Genomic DNA, 20089 nt, shown 5'->3' on the forward strand with positions numbered 1-20089 from the left:
ACTCCCTGCGGGATCTCACCTGATTCCTTCTCCCGAGCTTACACTCATGATAGATGGAGTCCTAAGCCAATGCCTAAACGATATGGTGGGCTATCCAGCTCCAGCACCTAGCGTCTAGTGAGACTTCCCTCACTTCTGTACGATAAGGCAACATCGAATCGCTCCGTTCTTCGTGTTTTCTTTATCTCCGCCAGCTCAGTCCAGTCCATACGCCGCTGATCAAGGTGCTTCCGCTTTCAACCTGGGAGTCTCGCCATTTCCCCACCAATCCAGCCAAGGAAGAATAACGGACCCTGCCAGAAGAAAGAGTACTCTCTTTCATAACTGGTCATAAATGCTTCTATCACAGGCAATTTTCACATCGTGCATAAAAATTGCCTCATTATCCCATGTTCTTTTTTCTCATCAAGCAGACGATGTCTTAGTTGGTTTCGAGTTACTGATTTGGCAAGGTCCGGAGGGGGACGATGTAGACTCCTGCGGGATGAACATGATCGGTGAGACCCCGGAAGTCGAAGACTGAGGAGGCTCAGCACATGCCCGCGGAAAGCGAAATCGTCCCCCGAAGGATTTTCCGCTCAACAATTACCTCGAAATCAAGTCTTAAAGTATCGGGAGCTTTTCTTTAAATCAACTCGGGAATTAAAAGAGCCAAAAAAAGTTAAATAAATTTTAGCCCTTTATGTAATCGTTCGTTTTTTTTAGTTTATTGCTCCTAGTATTCCCTATACGGATAAAGACATGTTACACTATCCATATTATTCAGTTGTAAGAGTATTCAAATAATAAGCCGAGGTGGAATAGAATGAAACAATATAAGCAATCTGATGCCATTCAGCGTTTACCTGACCAATTCTTTGCAAAACTTGTAAAAAAATTAAATGATTTTCAGCAACAACAGGGAAAAGATGTACTGAATCTTGGTCAAGGCAACCCTGACCAGCCTACTCCTGAACATATTGTACAGTCGCTGCAAAATGCAGCCGAAAACCCTCAATACCACATGTATCCCCCTTTTCAAGGATTTGATTTCCTAAAAGAAGCTGTAGCAACTTACTACAAACGGGAATATGATGTTGATCTTGATCCCTCCTCTGAAGTAGCGATACTATTTGGCAGTAAAAGCGGACTGGTAGAGTTGAGCCAGTGCTTTTTAAACCCCGGTGACACAGCATTGGTCCCTGATCCTGGCTATCCGGATTACTGGTCAGGAGTAGCCATGACAGATGCAGTCATGGAACCTATGCCGCTTCTAGAGAAAAACAACTTCCTGCCTGATTATGAAGCGCTGGATCCAGAAGTTCTAAAGCAGGCTAAACTCATGTTCCTCAACTACCCCAACAATCCAACCTCGGCGATGGCTGATCAGGCTTTTTTTGAAGAGACAATTGAGCTGGCCGATGAAAATGACATTTGTGTAGTCCATGATTTTGCTTATGGAGCCATTGGATTTGACGGTGAGAAACCGTTAAGCTTTATGCAGGTGCCAGGCGCCAAAGATGTAGGAGTCGAGATTTATACAATGTCTAAGACCTACAATATGGCAGGGTGGCGTGTAGCCTTTGCCGTAGGAAACCAGAGCGTCGTTGAGGCTCTTGAGCTTGTCCAGGATCACTATTTCGTGAGCCTTTTTGGAGCTGTTCAGGAAGCTTCTGCTACAGCTTTGTTAGAATCACAGGAATGTGTCGAAGAGCTAAATGCTACTTATGAAGCACGACGCGATTTATTGTTGGAAGGTCTAAAAACCAACGGCTACCAGGTCGAGCCATGCAAAGGGTCTTTCTTCATGTGGGTTCATGTACCGAATGGCTATTCCTCTGAAGAATTCGCTGATGCTCTACTCGAACAAGTCGGGATATTTGTAGCCCCCGGGATTGGATTCGGTAATTACGGTGAAGGGTTTGTCCGAATCGGATTGAATAACTCTGAAGAAACCCTGCGTGATGCCATATCCAGGTTCCACAAATTTGCCGTGCAAAATAACATGGTGTAAAAAGAACGCCCTGAGCATTTTCAGCTCAGGGCGCTTGTTTATTTAAAACGGAAACTTACGATATCCATTCATGACACCGATCCATTTTACAGTTGTAAATTTGTCTAGAGCCCACTCTCCTCCAAAGCGGCCAAGTCCGGAGCTTTTTTCACCGCCAAAGGCTACATGTGCTTCATCATTTACAGACTGATCATTAACGTGGATCATACCTGTGTTTATCTGTTTTGCTACTTCGACACCTCGGTGTACGTCTGCTGTGAATACCGAACCACTTAATCCATAGGAAGTATCATTCGCCACTGTAATAGCTTCTTTTTCACTTGAAACCTTGATAATTCCAATTACAGGGCCGAATACTTCATTGCTTGCAATAGGCATGTCATTGGTAACGTTAGTTAATACAGTTGGGTGCATAACATTTCCTTCTGCATTACCACCAGTAAGTAAGGTGGCTCCACGGTCAAGAGAAGCCTGTAAGTCTTCCTGAATACGTTCGACAGCCCCATGGTTAATCAGCGGGCCAACCGTTGTATCTTTTTCAGATGGATCACCAGCTTTTAAGGCTTCCACTTTTTCTTTAAATGCCTCTACAAAATGATCATGGACCTGTTCATGCACGATCAAACGATTAATCGCCATACAAATCTCGCCCTGGTGTAAAAACCTTCCAAAGGCTGCAGCTTCTACGGCTTTTTCTACATCCGCGTCATCAAGAACCACCATAGCATTGTTGCCGCCAAGCTCCAGTGCCGTATCTTTGATATGCTTACCTGCGAGTTCTCCGATGTGACTCCCTACTTCTGTTGAACCAGTGAAGGAAATCAGTTCAGGTACAGGGTGTGTAACAAAGGCGTCTCCGATTTCTGAACCTCTTCCTACTACTACGTTCAGCACGCCTTCTGGAAACCCGGCAGCTTCAAATAAATCGGCAATCAGTAAACCTGCAGTAACAGGAGATTCCGATGCTGGTTTAGCTACCACTGTATTTCCGGAAGCAATCGCAGGAGCAATCGACCTCATCGCTAAATGGAATGGAAAATTCCAAGGCCCAATGACTCCAATAACTCCTTTTGGATTACGATAAACCCGGTTTTCTTTTCCGGGAGTATTGGATGGTAGTATCTCGCCAGACATCCGTGTTGGAAACGAAGAAGATTCTTTAATAATTGCGGAAGCGGCCTGATATTCTACTTCTGCTTTTACAAGAGTGCTGCCCGCTTCCTTCACCAGCCAGTCTATGATTTCGTCTTTACGTTCTTTAACAATCGATAACAGGTTGTCAAAGTAAGCCTGCTTCTGCGCCGGAAGTACTTCCGCCCAGTCCTTTTGGGCATTTTCTGCTGCCTGGTAGGCCTCATTCAAGTCATCTTCATTGGCAGACGGGATCGTTGTAATAGACTGCTCGGTATATGGGTTGATATTCTCAATCTGCTTCTCGCTTGAACCTGGCTTCCATTCACCATTGATATATTGTTTAAAATAAGTTTGTGGACTCATATTATACCTCCATTTCACTGTGTGGAGTATTTTGTTCCACTTTGGATCTTTTCTTAAACCTTTCCAGCACACTAGAAATTCATTCAAATTCCAAAAGCATATCTACGTGGGGAATATTATCCTCTAAATATACATCTGTTACTTCTTTAAAACCGAACGAACCATAAAAACCCCTTAAATATTCTTGTCCATGCAGCCAAATATGCTCCGCTTTCCATTCATCACGCAAAAACGTAATTGCTCGTTCCATTAATTCTTTTGCATATCCTTGACCGCGTTTTTCTTTGACCACGATTACGCGCCCAATTGCATAATAGTCTGTCTCTGTCTCAGGAGGAACAATCCGGCAGTAGGCATAGAGTCTGCCTTTTTCCTCTAACCAAATATGCATGCACTCTTCATCACGGCCATCCACCTCAGGATAAGGACATTCTTGCTCCACAACAAAGACTTCTACCCTGAGCTTCAATATATTGTATAACTCGTCTTTAGTAAGATCTTTATAATTTTTTTGTACCCAATTCAGTGTGAACACCTCTTCTTTTATTACTTAATTACTTTCCACTATAACGAAACGGTACGAAGAAATACAAAATTTTATTTTACAAATATAATTTTACAGTTTTAATACGAGCGCTAGCAGGGAAAGAGTACCTTATATGTAAAGGAGGAAAACGTCATATGCTGATGGAATTATTACCTGTATCTCTTAAAAAATATTTTCAAATGACTAAACAACAGCGCAAACAAGAAGTTCAATCGACTTTATGGTACATGCCTTTGATTTATGTATCAACGTCCATCCTGTTTGTCGCTATTACACTTGTACTTGATTTAGTTATAGAACTGGAACAATACACATTCCAATCTTTTCGAATTAATGCTGAAATAACCCGAATGCTGGTCAGTACCTTAATTGGCGGTCTATTAACACTGAGCGCCTTCACACTAAACTCCCTCTTAGTTGTACTTACAACCTTTAGTGGACAATTTTCCCCCCGGATGCTGATTAACTTCGTTGCAGACAGACGTACCCAGCATGCTCTTGGTATATTTAATGGTAGTTTTGTATATGTGCTGCTTGTATTTTTATTTATTGGGAATACTTCATACGAATATTTCGTAGCCGTTCCAATAATCACGATTATTTTAGTTTTCATAGCTTCTCTTACATTTATTTATTTTATCAACCATGCAACGACTTGGATGCAAGTCCATAATATTACAGAAACAATGAAGAAATCTTCCGAAGCTATGATCAATAATACCTTAAGCGAGGATCTGGAGCCATTCCGAACAAAGCAGGCAGGAGATCTGCTGCAGGATCATGAAGACAATGTGCAAAGTCTGCAAGCTAAAAGATCAGGGTATGTGCAATTAGTTGACTATAGAAGTATGATTGAGCAGGCCCGGAAAGACAATGTAATCATTAAATTTCATTCCCAGGTGGGCGATTACATTTTGCATACGAATAAGCTGATCAGTTACTGGGGACCGGGTGCTGATTTAGTGGATGAGGAATTCTACTACAGTTTGCTTAAAATCGGTCATAAAGAAACTGAACTTCAGGACATTCAGATGGGTATGCACAAATTAGCTGAGATTGGAATCAAATCTATTGGAAATGATGATCCTAAAACAGCGACGAACACGATTCATCAAATGGCTGAATTAATGCTTACGGTCGAAGATTACATCACCTTCACGCCTTATCTGACCGACGAGGATGGGCAGGTAAGAATTATACTCTTAAATGAAACCTTCGAATATTATATTTATCGCGGCTTTGGTTATATCCGTCACTATGCTGGAGACAATCACTTAATCATTACTGAAATTGTAGGGGCTCTTGCTATGGTCGCTGAGTCCATTGATTCCTCCAAACACCAGGCCATTTGGGATTTCGCTTACAACACGTTAGACCATATTGAGAATAAAGTGGTTTATCAGCTTGATAAAACATTTTTACTGGATCAGGTTAAGCGGCTCGCTATAGCGACTGATAATCTGTACGGATACTATGCCATTGAGCGCCGTTTCTATCCAGAAAAAAAATAAGAAAACTTCAGGGGTTTCCTGGAGTTTTCTTTCATAGTAATCTTCGTTCATACCTTCTCGGAATAAGGAGATGCTAAGACCATACTGCACGAGGTGTGTTATGTCTTCATTAGTATTTTAATATTGACACACCTTAGCAGCTTTTTTATATTATATATATGAGCATATATTCATATATACAAAAAGGGGGATTCCCTAATGGGACATCATCACCACCATCATGTTGACTCATCCACCGGAAAAATTAAAACTGCTTTCTTTTTAAACTTATTTTTTACTATTATTGAAATCATTGGCGGAATCATGACCAACAGTATGGCCATCTTATCCGATGCGTTACATGACCTTGGAGATTCCCTCTCCCTGGGCCTGGCCTGGTTTCTTCAAAATTTTTCTCAAAAAGAGCACTCTAAAGATTTTTCATTTGGATATAAGCGCTTTTCTTTATTAGCTGCCCTTATTAATAGCGTCGTATTGATTGTTGGTTCTGTATTTATTTTGACTGAAGCCATACCAAGGCTTCTCAATCCAGAACAGCCAAATACAACTGGGATGATTATTCTGGCTATACTCGGAATTATCGTTAATGGAGCCGCTGTTTTCAGACTTCGCGGAGGAGATTCGATGAATCAGAAAGTCATTAGCTGGCATCTGCTTGAGGATGTATTGGGCTGGGCAGCGGTTCTGCTTGTCAGTATTATTATGGCTTTTACAGATCTTCCTATCCTTGATCCTATTGCATCCATTGCTATAACCATATTTATTTTATATAACGTTGTTCTTAATTTTATTAAGACCATGCGCCTGTTTTTGGAAGGGGTCCCAGAAAGTATCAACCTTGAAGATATCGTTCAGAAAATCAATGCGGTGCCTAACATCAATTCTACCCACCACACTCACTTATGGTCCATGGATGGGGAGAACCATGCCTTTTCCACTCATGTCGTTGTGCCTGAGGATGCAACGAAAGAGGAGATTTGTGACGTAAAAGAAAGAATCAAAGAGATTCTTCATACGATTTCCTTAGAGCATGTAACTATAGAAATCGAATACGAAGATGAACCTTGCTCTATTCAAGATTCATCCTGATTCTTATCATTTATTAGTGTGGGTTTTTAAAGAAAAGCTCCCTTTTCTGTAATACTCAGTTTCGAGATAATCGGGGCCCTTTACTATATTTGGAAGAGGCTGGTGGGGAAATAACTCGCTTTCCTATGGGGGAACGGTGAGCTTCCTCGCTCGTTTCACTCCCTGCGGGATCTCACCTAGTTCCTTCTCCCATGGGAGTCTCGCTATTTCCCCAACAACCCAGCCACAGGAGAATAACGGACCCTTCCAGAAGAGAGAATCTTCGCCTTCTTAACTGGCCTTAAATGCTTCTATGACAGGCTATTCAAGATCTTTATAGTATGAAAATAGCCTCATATTCACATGCTCATTTTGTGGATCAAGAAGCTATTTTAAGTGGTTTCGAGTTGCTAATTTGGCAAGGTCCGGAGGGGGATGATGTAGACTCCTGCGGGATAAACATGATCGGTGAGACCCCGGAAAGCTTTAGCTTGAGGAGGCTCAGCACATGCCCGAGGAAAGCGAAATCATCCCCCGCAGGAACTTTCCTCTCCTAAAATATCTCGAATCCGAGTCTTCCACAAAACGGCCCTTTACTTTAATAACCCGTTTTGTAGGAATTACGTTTAAAATAAAAAAAGCACTTGAGAAACCAATCTCAAGTGCTTTTTTCTACATCACTTATTATAAATCGAGTGTTTCTGGAGTATTTCCGTCTCCATTCATTAGACGGATAGATTCTGGCATAATCTCAAGCACAATGTAATCTTGGTCTCCTTTTCCTGAGAACCAGCGTTCCATTTGTTCTGTCCATAACCAGTCTTTCATCTTCTGGTCATCGCGAATCTTTGCCTGACCTTGGACTTCTAAATACGTATCTCCGTAACCTTCACCTTCATAACCTAATAAGATATGAACATGAGGGTTTTCCTCAATTTCCTCCGTTTTATGAGTTTCACGGTCTGTCGGTGTGTAGAACGTAAATTCATCATCATTTGAAAATGTCATGTAACGGGCATGAGGTTTTTTATTCTTTACTGTGGATAGTGTTCCAACTTTATGCTGATCCATAACGTTATAAATCTTTTTCTTCAGTTCTTCTTGATTCAATGATATTCTCCTTTCATCTAACTGATTATAATTCCAGTTTTCCCCTCCATCTGTTAAATATAAACATCCCGGTGTGTTCTTTGGATATTGATCCATAAAGCGCTTGAAATGGAGAAATTGGTATTGTTTCCCCCGTCTCTGCAGCGGGTATGCTAAAGATAAGCTGTTTTTATAGTTGACTTTTAATGAATTTTTTATTATATTTCAGCGATAGTAATTTTCAGGAGGAAAATTGATGATCTTGAACGTCTTCCGCAGTAAAAAGAAATTTATCTTCGTTCTTCTTACTTCCCTTCTTTTAGGGATTTTTATATTTTTAACGAATTCTAAACCTACGAGTTCAGAAAAAAACGGTGAAATTACTCCTACCGTCTTCGTGCACGGCTTTAAAGGAGGCCCGGGAACCTTTAATACGATGATGAATCGCCTTGAGCAGCAAAATGTGGGCTCAAAGCGCATGGTGGCTTATGTATCCCGACAAGGACATGTGACCTTAAGTGGAAGTCTTCCACCTAGCATGGAACCGTTTATCCAGGTTCTTTTTGAGAATGATCGGGCCAGTCTAAACCAGCAAACCACCTGGCTGCAAGAAGTCTTCCACCGATTAAAAGAACGTCATGGTATTCAGCAGATCAATCTTGTTGGCCATTCTATGGGAGGACTGGCAGCCACTAACTTTTTGCTGCATTACCAGAAAGACCAATATCCCGCCGTGCAAAAATTAGCTGTAATTGCCAGCCCATATAAAGGAATTAATAAAGAAGGTTACTTTGAAGTGCATTCAGGGCCGGCTGCTAACGACCTAAAACCGGATTCTGATGCTTTGAATTCGATGTTAAGTAGAAAGGAATTTTTTCCTGAAGGTGTAGATACACTTGTTATAGCTGGAGTTATTAATCCATCAGAAGTGGAGAGCGAGCATTGGGACGGGCTTGTCCACGCTTCAAGTGTAAAAGGGATGAAATCTATTGTTCCTTTTGGCAGTTATGAGGAAGCAATCGTATTTGGCAAATCCGCCACCCATTCCGGTTTGCACGAGCACCCAGAGGTAGATCAGTTACTTGGGGAATTTCTTTGGAGGCAGCCAAACGAATAGAAAAGGAGACCAACCTGAGAAAGGCGGTCTCTTTTTCTTATTTACGATGGAAAACTTCAAAAAAGTCTAGAAATGCGTGGAACATCGCTACCGATTGGAAGGTAATTAAACTCAACGCCGTCAATGAAAAGAACCCGATAAATAAATACCGTACAGAAAATATTGCATGGACCCAGGCCACCACAATCCCTCCTCATTGAATCACTATATGAATCGTTGAACCTTATCATACTCCTTCTACCGAGATTTTCAATAACTTTTTTTGTCGATTGATTCAAAAGCATTTTTTAAATATAAAGAACCCGCTCCTTGTACGATAAGCGTAAATGTCTCATTTAATTTGCAGGCTCTGCAAAGAGATGATCTACTGTTCTAAAGCTGGAACATGGAGGGAAAAAGTCCGATAATTATCTTTTTTCATCGGATATCTCTTTTATAAATGTTTAATTTATGTCTTTATATTATTACTTCTATTCTAAACGAACGGTTTTGCTATGTTTTGTTGGAGGTATGAGGACTTGTAAACGTCTTTCTTTCCGTGTGTTAATCTGGGATCCCTGCCTCACGAAGAGTCGAAGAAAGTCAACTCAGGTTATATCAAGACAACTTTATTAACGTTTTTCACACCCTGGAAGCTTAAAATAGTACGTGTTTGAATGGTTAATTTTCAGATCCGCCTGGGTTAAGGAGGTTGCATTAATGAATAAAGAATGGATAAAACTTGTCATGGCCGCTTTTTTTGAAGTAGGGTGGGTTATTGGATTGAAGCATGCTGACCAACTTCTTGACTGGGCAGCTACTGCTTTGGCTATTGTAGTGAGCTTCTATTATCTCATCGCATCCGGCAAGAAACTTCCTGTAGGAACCGCTTATGCTGTTTTTACTGGGTTAGGCGCTGCAGGAACGGTGCTCGCTGAAATTGTATTATTTGATGCCCCTGTGGCATGGGGGAAAATTACGCTTATCGCTGTCCTTTTAAGCGGAGTGATCGGTTTGAAGTTATTGAATGATAAGGAAGGGGCGTGATCAAATGAGTTGGTTCTATTTAGTGGTAGCTGGCCTTTTTGAGATGTCCGGAGTTGCAATGATTCCCCTTTTTCACAAAAGAAAATCGATGGTGTCTATTTTAGCCATGGCTTCTGGCTTTGGCTTGAGTTTTATATTCTTAACCTTAGCCATGGAGACCATCCCTATGGCTACCGCTTACTCCGTGTGGACAGGAATTGGCGCTGCAGGTGGTGCACTTCTTGGAATGGTATTCTTTAATGAATCAGCGGAGTGGAAACGAATAGGATGTATCATCTTGATCATTTCTGCGGCAGTGGGATTAAAGCTCCTTTCATAAACCAAGCCCGCGATTTTGCTCAGAAAAACAAACAAAATCGCGGGCTTTTTCTACAATTTTAAACATTAGCGGAGGCTGGTCCGCAGTTTTGTACTATTTCTGCTTCTCAAAGATGAATATCCACATAAATGTAAGGGCTTGCTTTAAATCCTCATCCAGATGGGCAATTTGAGTCTCATCAACCCCTCGTTTATAAACTCCTCTGCCTTCCATATACCTCCAGCCAGTTTCTTCAGCCATCTTAGCAAGTTCCCACGGCATCATCGTGTTGCAAATCACTTTCTCACCATAAACTCTTCGATAACTATTTACCCTCGGCATGGCTGTAGGTCCTAATATTCCAATACATAGTTTTCCGCCCGGGCGTAAGATCCTCTTCATTTCCTCAAGTCCCTGGTGGGGAACTTCAATCCACTCCAGAGAGTTCACGGCCATGATGCCATCAAAGCTTTCTGAAGTGAAAGGCAGTTTTGTCAAATCCCCCTGAGTAAAGGTTAGTCCCTCGGTTTGTAATCGTTCCACTGCACGTTCAATCATATCTTTCGAAAGGTCTACACCAGTGACTCGGTATCCTTCCTTATACAATTTATAAGACCCATATCCATCTCCACAACCCAGATCAGCAATGGCGTCCCCCGGGGAAAGATGATTTTTCAAGAAAGGAATAATTGTCTTACGGCTCCCCTCTTCCCACATAGTCTGACTTCGCTGATTCCAAAACTCCGCCCGCTCATCCCATTGTTTTGCGGCTTCTTTATGCCAGTTAAATGATTGGTCCATGATTACGAATCCCCCTGTTTATCTATTTCTTTTATTAATGTATAGTTCACCATAGAGCGTTAATAACCTTTATTATAATCAAGTGAGCGAATTTTTTAAAATTTTTCAGGACAGGAAAAAAGCGCAATAAAAATCTTTTTTATGGAAAAATTTATAATTTTAAAGTGTGAACTTTCATAGAATCATTTGCACTTTCCTCTCTAGTCCGTTATGATATAAACACAATATAAGCTAATTAAATAATCAACGAATACTATATATAGTATTTGCGAAGCAAAGATGCCATAAGGCTTAATAGGGAATCCGGAGAAAGCCGGAACTGCCCCCGCAACTGTTAGCGTTCGCGAAATGGATAATCCACTGTACTTAAGTACGGGAAGGACCATAGTAGAATCGAACGTAAGTCAGGAGACCTGTCTTTATTCGCTGGAGTTTCAACTTCTTCGGGGATTGAGAAGATGAAGCGATAGAATGAGGTCTTTGTATGCTTTGTACACTTCGTTCTATGGTTTCATCCGCTCAATAAATGAGCGGATTTTTTTATGTCCGAAATTACTTATGAAAAAAGGAGTATGAATACATGAACGTTCAATCTATGGAAACAGAATGGAATCAGAAGCTAAAAGACATTCAACATGTCTTTCCCCATCTTGATCTGGAACGGATACTAAACAAAGTTCCCGGGCTTGGACTGAGGCAAATGTCACAAGAAGAGCAAGCCAAAGCACTAATCCTCGAGTGTCTGGCTGAAATGAATGAAGCAGAGCCTGATTGGACCTTTGCTGCGAGCAGGCTTCACTTAGACCAAATGTATAAGAACGCTGCACACAACCGCATGGAGGAACATGCTTATAAGGGATTTCATTCATTAATTGAGATTCTAACTCATGAACAAATCTACTCAACATCTTTACTTAACGATTATTCAAAAGAGGAAATAGATGAGCTTGAAGCTACCCTTGTTCCTGAACGTGATCACTTATTTACTTATATTGGTCTTAAAACTTTAAGCGATCGATATTTAGCACGTTCCAAGTCCAAAGACATATATGAACTTCCACAAGAAAGGTTTATGATCATTTCGATGGTAATCATGGCCCAGGAGAAAAAGTCAGTAAGAATTGGGCTTATAAAAGAAGCCTATTGGGCTTTAAGTCATTTATACATGACAGTCGCTACGCCCACTCTTTCTAACGCAGGAAAAAGATATGGCCAGTTAAGCTCTTGTTTTATTGACACGGTAGATGACAGTTTGCAGTCCATATATGACAGCAATACAGATATAGCGAACTTGAGCAAACACGGCGGAGGAATTGGTGTGTATCTTGGAAAAATCAGAAGTCGCGGGAGTGACATTCGAGGATTTAAAGACGTTTCTTCAGGCGTTATTCCATGGATGAAGCAACTGAATAATACCGCAGTCAGTGTGGATCAGCTCGGGCAGCGTCAAGGAGCTATTGCCGTCTATTTAGATATATGGCATAAGGACATTTTCCCTTTTCTTGACAGCCGTTTAAACAACGGGGACGAACGTCAGCGCACCCATGATTTATTTACAGGTGTCTCAATACCTGATGTGTTTATGGAAGCTGTAGAAAATCGTGGAGACTGGTATTTATTCGATCCTCATGAAGTTCGTGACGTTATGGGCTTTTCATTGGAAGATGCTTATGATGAAGAGCGCGGCAGCGGAACCTTCCGCGATAGATACGAAGCATGTGTAAATCATCCGGAACTATCGAAAGAAAAAGTAGCTGCCATAGACGTTATGAAAAGGATTATGGTAGGACAGCTAGAAACAGGCACACCTTATATGTTTTACCGAGATGAAGTAAATCGCATGAATCCGAATCGTCACGCAGGGATGATCTACTGCAGCAACCTATGTACAGAGATCACTCAGAACCAGAGCCCCACCCTTCAGGAAGAGCAATATTTAGAAGAAGGAAGAATTATAACGGTTAAAAAACCGGGAGATTTTGTAGTTTGTAATCTATCCAGTGTGAATCTCGGCCGCGCTGTACCTGAAGGGGTCTTAAAGCGTTTAGTTTCCATTCAGGTAAGAATGCTGGATAACGTGATTGATGAAAATACGATCCCCGTCCTGCAGGCTCAATTGACCAACCAATCTTATCGAGGGATTGGTCTTGGAACATTCGGCTGGGCTCACTTGCTTGCTCAAAAGAAAATAGCCTGGGAGTCTGAAGAAGCAGTAAATTATGCTGAGGAAGTGTACCAGGCGATTGCTTATTATACCATTGAATCCAGCAGCGAATTAGCAGCTGAAAAAGGGAGCTATCCTTTATTTGAAGGATCTGACTGGTCTACAGGAGAATTCTTTGTTAAACGGGCGTTTGATCAAGATGAGAATTGGAACTGGAAGGCCTTAAAGAACAAGGTTCAGCACGATGGGATACGGAATGGATATTTAATGGCTGTTGCCCCTAATTCCAGTACTTCTCTTATCGCTGGAAGCACAGCGAGCATCGATCCAATCTTTAAGCGGTTTTATTCGGAGGAAAAGAAAGATTATAAAATCCCTGTCACAGCCCCGGACCTCAGCCCGGAAACGTTCTGGTATTACAAATCGGCTTACGATATAGACCAGCATACAAGCATACAGCAAAATGCTGTACGTCAAAAATATATTGACCAATCCATTTCATTTAATATATATGTTCGAAATTCTATACACGCTAAAGAATTATTAGACCTGCATATCGACGCCTGGAAATCAGGATTAAAAACTACCTATTATACGAGATCTACTTCAAGCCAGGGTGAATATGACGAATGTGAGAGCTGCTCTTCATAAAAGGAGGACAAACCAAATGTACGAAACCATTCAAAAACGAAAATTAGTAGACCACCAGGCCCCTAACGCTTCTACCGGAATCATTAACGGCAGAAGCTCTAATGTATTAAATTGGGATGATACCCGCTACTCCTGGGCCTATCCTATGTATAAAAATATGCTGGCTAATTTCTGGATTCCAAATGAAATTAATATGAGCAATGACTTGAAACAGTGGGCCACTCTTTCGGAACAGGAACAGGCGACGTTTAAAAAAATTATCGGACTGCTTGCCTTCCTGGACTCTATTCAAACGGACTATTCCGGAAAGATAGCTGACTATTTAACTGACTCGAGCTTATCTGCACTCATGCAGGTATTAGCTTTCCAGGAAGTGGTCCATAATCAATCCTATTCTTATGTGTTATCGACTCTGGTGGATCAGGATGAACAGGAAGAGATTTTTGAATACTGGAAGCACGATGATGTCCTTATTGAAAGAAATCAATTCATTACAGATGGGTACCAGGCTTTTGCAGATCATCCTTCTGAAGAAACCTTTCTAAAGTCCATCGTTTATGATGTAGTCCTGGAAGGCTTATTCTTTTATGCAGGATTTGCTTTCTTTTATAACCTGGCACGTAACAATAAGATGGTATCGACGAGCACTATGATTAATTATATTAATAGAGATGAACAAATCCATGTGAGTCTGTTTTGCCGTATATTTAATGAAACATTAAATGAGAATCCGCATTTGGACGAAGAGAAATATCGCCAATTTGCCAAAAGTACATTCGAAGAGGCAGTAGAACTTGAAATCAAGTGGGCTCATCATATTATAGGAGACCGCTTCCCCGGCATTCCTATCGGTGATCTGGAAGACTATATTCGTTTCATGGCCAATAAAAGATGTCGGTTACTAGGAGCAGAAAAGCCTTTTCCTGAGTATAGCGAAAACCCATTGAAGTGGATCAAAGCTTACCAGGAAGTCGACGAAGGTAAATCAGATTTCTTCGAGCAGAAATCCAGGCAGTACACCAAAGTATCAGAAACCAACGGCTTTGACGAACTGTAAAATAAGAAACAGGAAAAATCCACCACCTCAGGTCATCCAGAATATGGATGACCTGAGGTGGTTTTAATGGTACGTTCTGGCTATTTTTGCATTTTATGCGAACAAATGTTCTTGTTACTGTTAAAAATATGGTATCCTTGTATATAGATACCGTTCTACAGGATTAGGTTAGGTTGCGATAGAAAAGGAGTGATGCCGGTCATGAGCACATATGAGGCCCTCATGGTTATGTTGGCGTTCGGAACGTTTATCATTACACTCCTGGCGCTGATTATAAAAATGAACAATAATAAATAGACCCTTTCACCTAAGTGAAAGGGTCCTCAACCGAAAAAAAAGAACGGTATCCAATCAGGTCACAGTCGCAGCTGTGGCCTGATTTGCTTTTATTATAGCATACTCCGTGAATGGCGAAAGAAAAAACAACGATCTTTTATATCTATTGGCCTGAGCAATTCTGGTTTATTACCCAGCCCGCCTTTCTTTCATCTGATACTGAATGGCCAAAAGATTAACATAACCAAAACGCAGATAAAAATCCCCCACCAAGTCTCCTTCTGTTCTTGCTTTTTTCACGTGAAACATAGCTCTTAACGGAAACCGCATCGTCCACTCCCCGAGGGTGAAGTAGATTCCTTCATCTCCTCTGGCATCCTCACGTAGCATGGTTTCTAAGTGCACCCCCCCTTCTTTATCTGTCTCGAGGCGTCCAATGACCGTTAAGATTCCATGCGGTACTGGAAAACCTATATTGAAATACGTTTCATCTGCGTGTTTATGAAAAGAATATAAAGCTGTATTCAGAGGTTCCTTTGTTTGTTTATTAAGGGTTACCCAGGCTCTTACCGATTTTCGACCATCTTTATAGTCAGAAATAGATATGGCTTCCCCTTGAAGCACCATACTTCCGGACGGTGGAACCCCCCATTGGCTTAACCGGCCAGCGATGGATCGAAACCCTTTAGCCCATTGAATAGAGGCCTGCACATGAAAATCACCGGTATGTAAGAACCACCGTTTCACTAATGGAGCAATATCTTCTGAATGAAAATACCGAGTGTTGAATGGACTCCAATCATGAACCAATCCTGTCACATACTCATGAGAAGCTGCCCAAGGTTTACAATCTATTTTTGGATTAATAATTCTTCGTCCAGGGCGTATATGACTAATAGGAAAAACGGTATAAGCATGCCTCTTTGGTGCATGAACTCCACGCCAGGCGAGAGCGGACAGAATAGAAAAAAAGAGGGCAAACCACAGTCCGCGATAGTGGAACACTCTATTTACTCCCAGCCAGTATGCTTCTAACCAGAAGTTTAAATTATTCAATAAAGAAAGTACCATAGCTCCTAATAAAATGAGAGATGCTGAGCGTAAAGCCATCCCTATCCATAATTTGAAATAAACAGAAAGCCAAAACCACCACAGACAAAGCCACGACAAAATCAGGACATAGATCCCTGCTGCAATTGGCGCAAATGGATCCCCTATACTAAAAGCTACCGCTACAATCAAAGGGCCAGTTATCACTCCGGTAGCTAACCACAGATAAGGTGTAACCATAAAATTCTTTCTAATTCTGTTGCCTTCTGCACGATAGCGGCCAAAAAACCCTACCACTAACGGAAGCACAAATGCCGCATAATGATAGTGAGCGATGCTAAGCTGAATGATCGTCTCTGAATACGGAGAGACTTCAGTCCAGCCTGCACGTGAACATAATAGCCACCCTCCTCCAACCGCTATGTAAATCAACCCAACATCGATCACGGTTTCTTCTATAGGACCAAACCCTCTCCCCAACAATCTCATGAGGCCTCCAAAAGCAACCAGAAGTGTATAGAAAAACCAGATGGCTGCCCACCAACCTGCTTCATATCCTGACGGCAGCGAAACTGCAATCATACCCGCAGCCCCAAAAGGTAACGAACAGCTCATCACGCTCCACAACCATTTTTCCGCGCGATTCCCATCCGCACTCTGGACGGTTTCTTCCAGTAACAAAGGTACAAGTACGAGAAAAGCAAAGCCTAAAGCGAAATCAACACCGCTTCCTTGAAAAAAAATTCCCCAAATTAGAAATAAAACTGCTCCAGCCAGGGCATTCCAACTTCCGGGATTTTTCACTCAATTTACTCCCCCTATCATCGGACGATCATTTCATCCTCTTTTCTATATTTTATCAAAACCTGCTCGAGAAAGGTGATCTCTATTAAAGAAAGACGAAGCGCCCACTAAACTTCGTCCTCTTCTGACAATCTGAAATTTTCAAAAAAACATTAAGCTCATTTTCCTTATAAATTAAGATTACTTTTCATTTCATCCAGTGATGTATAAATATCTTCTTTTATTTTAGGATTATAAAAAACAGCTGCCGGATGATAGAGAGGGATAATAAGGTAGCTTTTCTCAGTTTCCACGTATTTTTCCTTCTCACGATCAAGCCGCATGATCGGGGTTCGTATTACTTTTCCTACAAGTTCACTGATTTTGTCTTTTCTTCCCATTAATCGCTCATATGCTACTCCTCCAAGTGCAATAATTACTTCAGGATTCATCTGCTCGATTTGGTAATCCAGGAGGGGAGCGTGAGCCAGAATTTCCTTTTGATTTGGCTTCCGGTTTGCTTTCCTCTGCCCGCCTGACCCTTTTTTGGTTGTCTTTACCCATTTGTAAGGGCGGCTTCTCACCGTACTTGTTATATAAACGTCTTTTCTTTCTACACCTATATAATTCAACTGTTTATCCAGTTCATCACCCGCTCTGCCTATGAAAGGTTCTCCTTCCACAGCTTCTTTTTCACCTGGTGCCTCACCGACAATCATAATTTTACCTGAATCATCGCCCTGACCCAGGACAAAACCTTCAACATCGCAGCCTGATATTCGTTCCTTTGCTTCCTTAATTAATTCTTCCGGAAATTGCAAAACAGACACCTTTCCCTTCCTTTTTATCTTATTGATACCTATATTCCACCGAAACGCATGTCCTACACACTGGAAGTTTTTTAGTTTTCAAGCCTCGCTAAAAGGAGTATTATTTGTAGGAGACCTTTATCCTAGAAAAATTTTGAAGGAGATCGATGATCATGCGTAGAATTTCCTCATTTATCGTGCAGTCCCACAAATGGCTGCTCGCTTTTTGGATTATGATAGCCCTTGGTATGGCTTATTTCGCCATTCAATTACCTTCTTTGTTGGAAGGCGACGGCTTCCGCACTGACGGGGAGTATGAGCAGGTAGAAGACAAATTAAATGAAAGCTTTGATTTTCCCGAATCCACTTTTCTACTATTATTTGAAGATAAGTCAGAGGATACTATCACATCCGTATTAGAAGATATAAAAGATTTAGATATTGCCTCCCGTATTCAGTCCCCACTCGATGATGAATCCATGCAAAAAGACACGACAGCTTATGCTTCTATCCAATTTTCTGAAGAACCAGAGGATATGAAAGAAACCATTCAACAAGTAGAGGGCATTACTAGCGATATAGACGGTGTTTCTCTCACAGGAGCCCCCGTGATCTCTGAAGATATCAATAAGGCGAGTCAGGATGATCTAAAACGTGCGGAACTCATCGGACTTCCAGTCGCCTTAATCATCCTGATCCTCGCTTTTGGTACTGCTCTTGCTTCTATTCTTCCATTAATCATCGGAGGAATTACCATTGTTGTGGGCTTTGGCGTTCTGGCTCTTATTGGGCAGGATTCTCAGCTGTCCATTTTCATTTTGAATATCGCACCCATGATTGGTTTGGCCCTCAGTATCGACTTTGCTCTATTATTTATTAATCGTTATCGTGAGGAATTATTGAAACAGGAAAAAGCTGACGCATTGAAGACTACGATTGAAACGGCGGGAAGATCCATTCTTTTCTCAGCGGTCTGTGTGTTCATCGGTCTTGCAGCTATGAGTGTGATTGAAGTAGATATCTTTAAGAACATAGCAATTGGAGGATCTGTCGTTATTGTAGTAGCGGTATTATGCTCCTTAACACTTCTACCTTCCTTACTTTACGTATTTGGTTCGAGTGTGAACAAATGGAGATTAATTCCATTTCAGAAGGATACAACACCCAGGTGGAGAAAGTTTGCGCGCGGTGTAATGAAGCACCCCGCCTTGATCTCTCTCACCGCCTTAGTGATTTTATTAATCGGAGTCATCCCTGTAACCAACATGAACTTATCTATCCCGACAATTAACGCTTTACCAGAAAGCTATGATTCACGAGCTGCTTTTGAAGTCATTGATGAGACGTTTATGGGAGGGGAAGAGAGCACCTCTTACATCATTGCTGAACGAAAAGGGAACTGGCTGGATGGAGAAGGGTTAGAACAGATGAAAGATCTTCAGGAAAAATTGTCTGAACCGGAGATTGTAAATTCTGTTGATACCCTGTACACCTCAAGTGAAATTAGTTCGCCTGAACAACTATCATCTGCTTTAGAACAGCCCGCATCACGGCAGCAGCTGGAGCCTGCGATCGAGCAGTTCATTTCGGAAGATCACTTGATGATCCCTGTTCAGTTAAACGTAGCGGCCAACTCTTCCGAAGCTCAAGAACTCATGACAGACTGGTCGAATGATGAATGGGAAGTTTCCATGATGTTCGGGGGACAGCCGAAATTCAACCAGGAAATTTATACAGAGATTTATGATAAGATCGGATTGACTTTGGCGATCATTATCGTTTCTACGTTCATTATCTTGATGATTGCATTTCGCTCCATTATTATCCCTTTAAAAGCGATCTTAATGAACGTGATCGGGCTGACCTCGACGTTCGGAATTCTTGTATGGCTCTTCCAGGGGGGACACTTTGGGCTGAATGAAGCGGATATTGCCCTTATACTCCCCGTAATTGTCTTCAGTCTTGTATTTGGATTAAGTATGGATTACGAAGTGTTTCTTATCTCAAGAATTCATGAGTTTTATCTAGAAACAGGTGATAATACAAAATCAACGATTGAGGGACTTGCGAGTACTAGTAAAATCATTACCTCTGCTGCCCTTATAATGATTGTCATTACGGGTGCGTTTGCTTTTACAGGCGTCGTGCCTGTCAAACAGATAGGAATCGGAATTGCCATCGCTATATTTATAGATGCTACGGTTATACGTCTGCTTCTCGTTCCTAGTTTAATGAAGCTTCTAGGTGACTGGAATTGGTGGCTGCCTTTCAGCACTTATAATAAAAAAGGAAAAAGAACTTCTGTATCCAGATGAGAATGGGGCCTTGAGCCGATAACAAGTGATCCCCGAT

Annotated in this window: 17 protein-coding genes and 1 riboswitch; of the genes, 10 read left to right on the forward strand and 7 right to left on the reverse strand. The window is 41.5% G+C overall.

Annotated features, from left to right (window positions below; translation table 11 throughout):
• Positions 1-805: 805 nt before the first annotated feature.
• A complete protein-coding gene (locus tag ACTWPM_RS09420) occupies positions 806-1993 on the forward strand; it encodes a pyridoxal phosphate-dependent aminotransferase (RefSeq protein WP_443132789.1) in 1188 nt (395 codons plus the stop codon).
• A 42-nt stretch (positions 1994-2035) separates the two neighbouring features.
• On the opposite strand, the gene ACTWPM_RS09425 is transcribed toward ACTWPM_RS09420, so the two are convergent.
• The gene (locus tag ACTWPM_RS09425) at positions 2036-3490 is read right to left on the reverse strand and encodes an aldehyde dehydrogenase family protein (protein ID WP_443132790.1); all 1455 of its coding nucleotides are present in this window, start codon (positions 3488-3490) and stop codon (positions 2036-2038) included.
• A 79-nt stretch (positions 3491-3569) separates the two neighbouring features.
• A complete protein-coding gene (locus ACTWPM_RS09430) occupies positions 3570-4025 on the reverse strand; it encodes a GNAT family N-acetyltransferase (RefSeq protein WP_443132791.1) in 456 nt (151 codons plus the stop codon).
• 146 nt (positions 4026-4171) lie between these two features.
• On the opposite strand from ACTWPM_RS09430, the gene ACTWPM_RS09435 reads away from it, so the two are divergent.
• Both ACTWPM_RS09435 and ACTWPM_RS09440 read left to right on the forward strand, forming a co-directional pair.
• Positions 4172-5548, forward strand: a complete 1377-nt coding sequence (locus ACTWPM_RS09435) for a DUF2254 domain-containing protein (protein ID WP_443132792.1) — start codon at positions 4172-4174, stop codon at positions 5546-5548.
• 198 nt (positions 5549-5746) lie between these two features.
• A complete protein-coding gene (locus ACTWPM_RS09440; protein ID WP_443132793.1) occupies positions 5747-6637 on the forward strand; it encodes a cation diffusion facilitator family transporter in 891 nt (296 codons plus the stop codon).
• Between the two features lie 663 nt (positions 6638-7300).
• Here the strand turns inward: ACTWPM_RS09440 and ACTWPM_RS09445 are convergent.
• On the reverse strand, positions 7301-7726 hold the full coding sequence (locus tag ACTWPM_RS09445; RefSeq protein WP_443132794.1) for a pyridoxamine 5'-phosphate oxidase family protein: 426 nt from the start codon (positions 7724-7726) through the stop codon (positions 7301-7303).
• Positions 7727-7961: 235 nt separating this feature from the next.
• Between ACTWPM_RS09445 and ACTWPM_RS09450 the strand changes: the two genes are divergently transcribed.
• Positions 7962-8822, forward strand: coding sequence for an alpha/beta fold hydrolase (locus tag ACTWPM_RS09450; protein WP_443132795.1), 861 nt, complete (start codon positions 7962-7964; stop codon positions 8820-8822).
• A gap of 37 nt (positions 8823-8859) precedes the next feature.
• Here the strand turns inward: ACTWPM_RS09450 and ACTWPM_RS09455 are convergent, their stop codons facing one another.
• Complete coding sequence (locus ACTWPM_RS09455; protein WP_443132796.1) at positions 8860-9003, reverse strand: hypothetical protein; 144 nt, start codon at positions 9001-9003, stop codon at positions 8860-8862.
• A 518-nt stretch (positions 9004-9521) separates the two neighbouring features.
• Here ACTWPM_RS09455 and ACTWPM_RS09460 point away from each other — a divergent pair.
• On the forward strand, positions 9522-9848 hold the full coding sequence (locus tag ACTWPM_RS09460; RefSeq protein WP_443132797.1) for a DMT family transporter: 327 nt from the start codon (positions 9522-9524) through the stop codon (positions 9846-9848).
• A gap of 4 nt (positions 9849-9852) precedes the next feature.
• On the forward strand, positions 9853-10167 hold the full coding sequence (locus ACTWPM_RS09465; RefSeq protein ID WP_443132798.1) for a DMT family transporter: 315 nt from the start codon (positions 9853-9855) through the stop codon (positions 10165-10167).
• A gap of 93 nt (positions 10168-10260) precedes the next feature.
• On the opposite strand, the gene ACTWPM_RS09470 is transcribed toward ACTWPM_RS09465, so the two are convergent.
• Positions 10261-10947 (reverse strand): methyltransferase domain-containing protein, encoded by a 687-nt coding sequence (locus ACTWPM_RS09470; RefSeq protein WP_443132799.1) that lies wholly within the window; start codon positions 10945-10947, stop codon positions 10261-10263.
• Positions 10948-11207: 260 nt separating this feature from the next.
• A riboswitch (cobalamin riboswitch) is annotated at positions 11208-11381 on the forward strand.
• 146 nt (positions 11382-11527) lie between these two features.
• Here ACTWPM_RS09470 and ACTWPM_RS09475 point away from each other — a divergent pair.
• The 3 genes from ACTWPM_RS09475 (at position 11528) to ACTWPM_RS09485 (ending at position 15116) form a co-directional block, all read left to right on the forward strand.
• Positions 11528-13762: a ribonucleoside-diphosphate reductase subunit alpha gene (locus ACTWPM_RS09475; RefSeq protein WP_443132800.1), complete on the forward strand. Its 2235-nt coding sequence runs from the start codon at positions 11528-11530 to the stop codon at positions 13760-13762.
• 16 nt (positions 13763-13778) lie between these two features.
• On the forward strand, positions 13779-14819 hold the full coding sequence (locus ACTWPM_RS09480; RefSeq protein ID WP_443132801.1) for a ribonucleotide-diphosphate reductase subunit beta: 1041 nt from the start codon (positions 13779-13781) through the stop codon (positions 14817-14819).
• A 201-nt stretch (positions 14820-15020) separates the two neighbouring features.
• On the forward strand, positions 15021-15116 hold the full coding sequence (locus ACTWPM_RS09485; RefSeq protein WP_139205849.1) for a putative holin-like toxin: 96 nt from the start codon (positions 15021-15023) through the stop codon (positions 15114-15116).
• A gap of 168 nt (positions 15117-15284) precedes the next feature.
• On the opposite strand, the gene ACTWPM_RS09490 is transcribed toward ACTWPM_RS09485, so the two are convergent.
• Together ACTWPM_RS09490 and ACTWPM_RS09495 are read right to left on the reverse strand one after the other, a co-directional pair.
• Positions 15285-16949 carry a YndJ family protein gene (locus tag ACTWPM_RS09490; RefSeq protein ID WP_443132802.1) on the reverse strand — a complete coding sequence of 555 codons (1665 nt, stop codon included), beginning with the start codon at positions 16947-16949 and terminating at the stop codon, positions 15285-15287.
• 167 nt (positions 16950-17116) lie between these two features.
• On the reverse strand, positions 17117-17758 hold the full coding sequence (locus ACTWPM_RS09495) for a uracil-DNA glycosylase (protein ID WP_443132803.1): 642 nt from the start codon (positions 17756-17758) through the stop codon (positions 17117-17119).
• 152 nt (positions 17759-17910) lie between these two features.
• On the opposite strand from ACTWPM_RS09495, the gene ACTWPM_RS09500 reads away from it, so the two are divergent.
• Positions 17911-20052, forward strand: coding sequence for an MMPL family transporter (locus tag ACTWPM_RS09500; protein ID WP_443132804.1), 2142 nt, complete (start codon positions 17911-17913; stop codon positions 20050-20052).
• Positions 20053-20089: the final 37 nt, after the last annotated feature.

It is taken from the genome of Halobacillus sp. K22 (genome assembly GCF_052246795.1).
In the GTDB taxonomy this organism is placed as follows: domain Bacteria; phylum Bacillota; class Bacilli; order Bacillales; family Halobacillaceae; genus Halobacillus.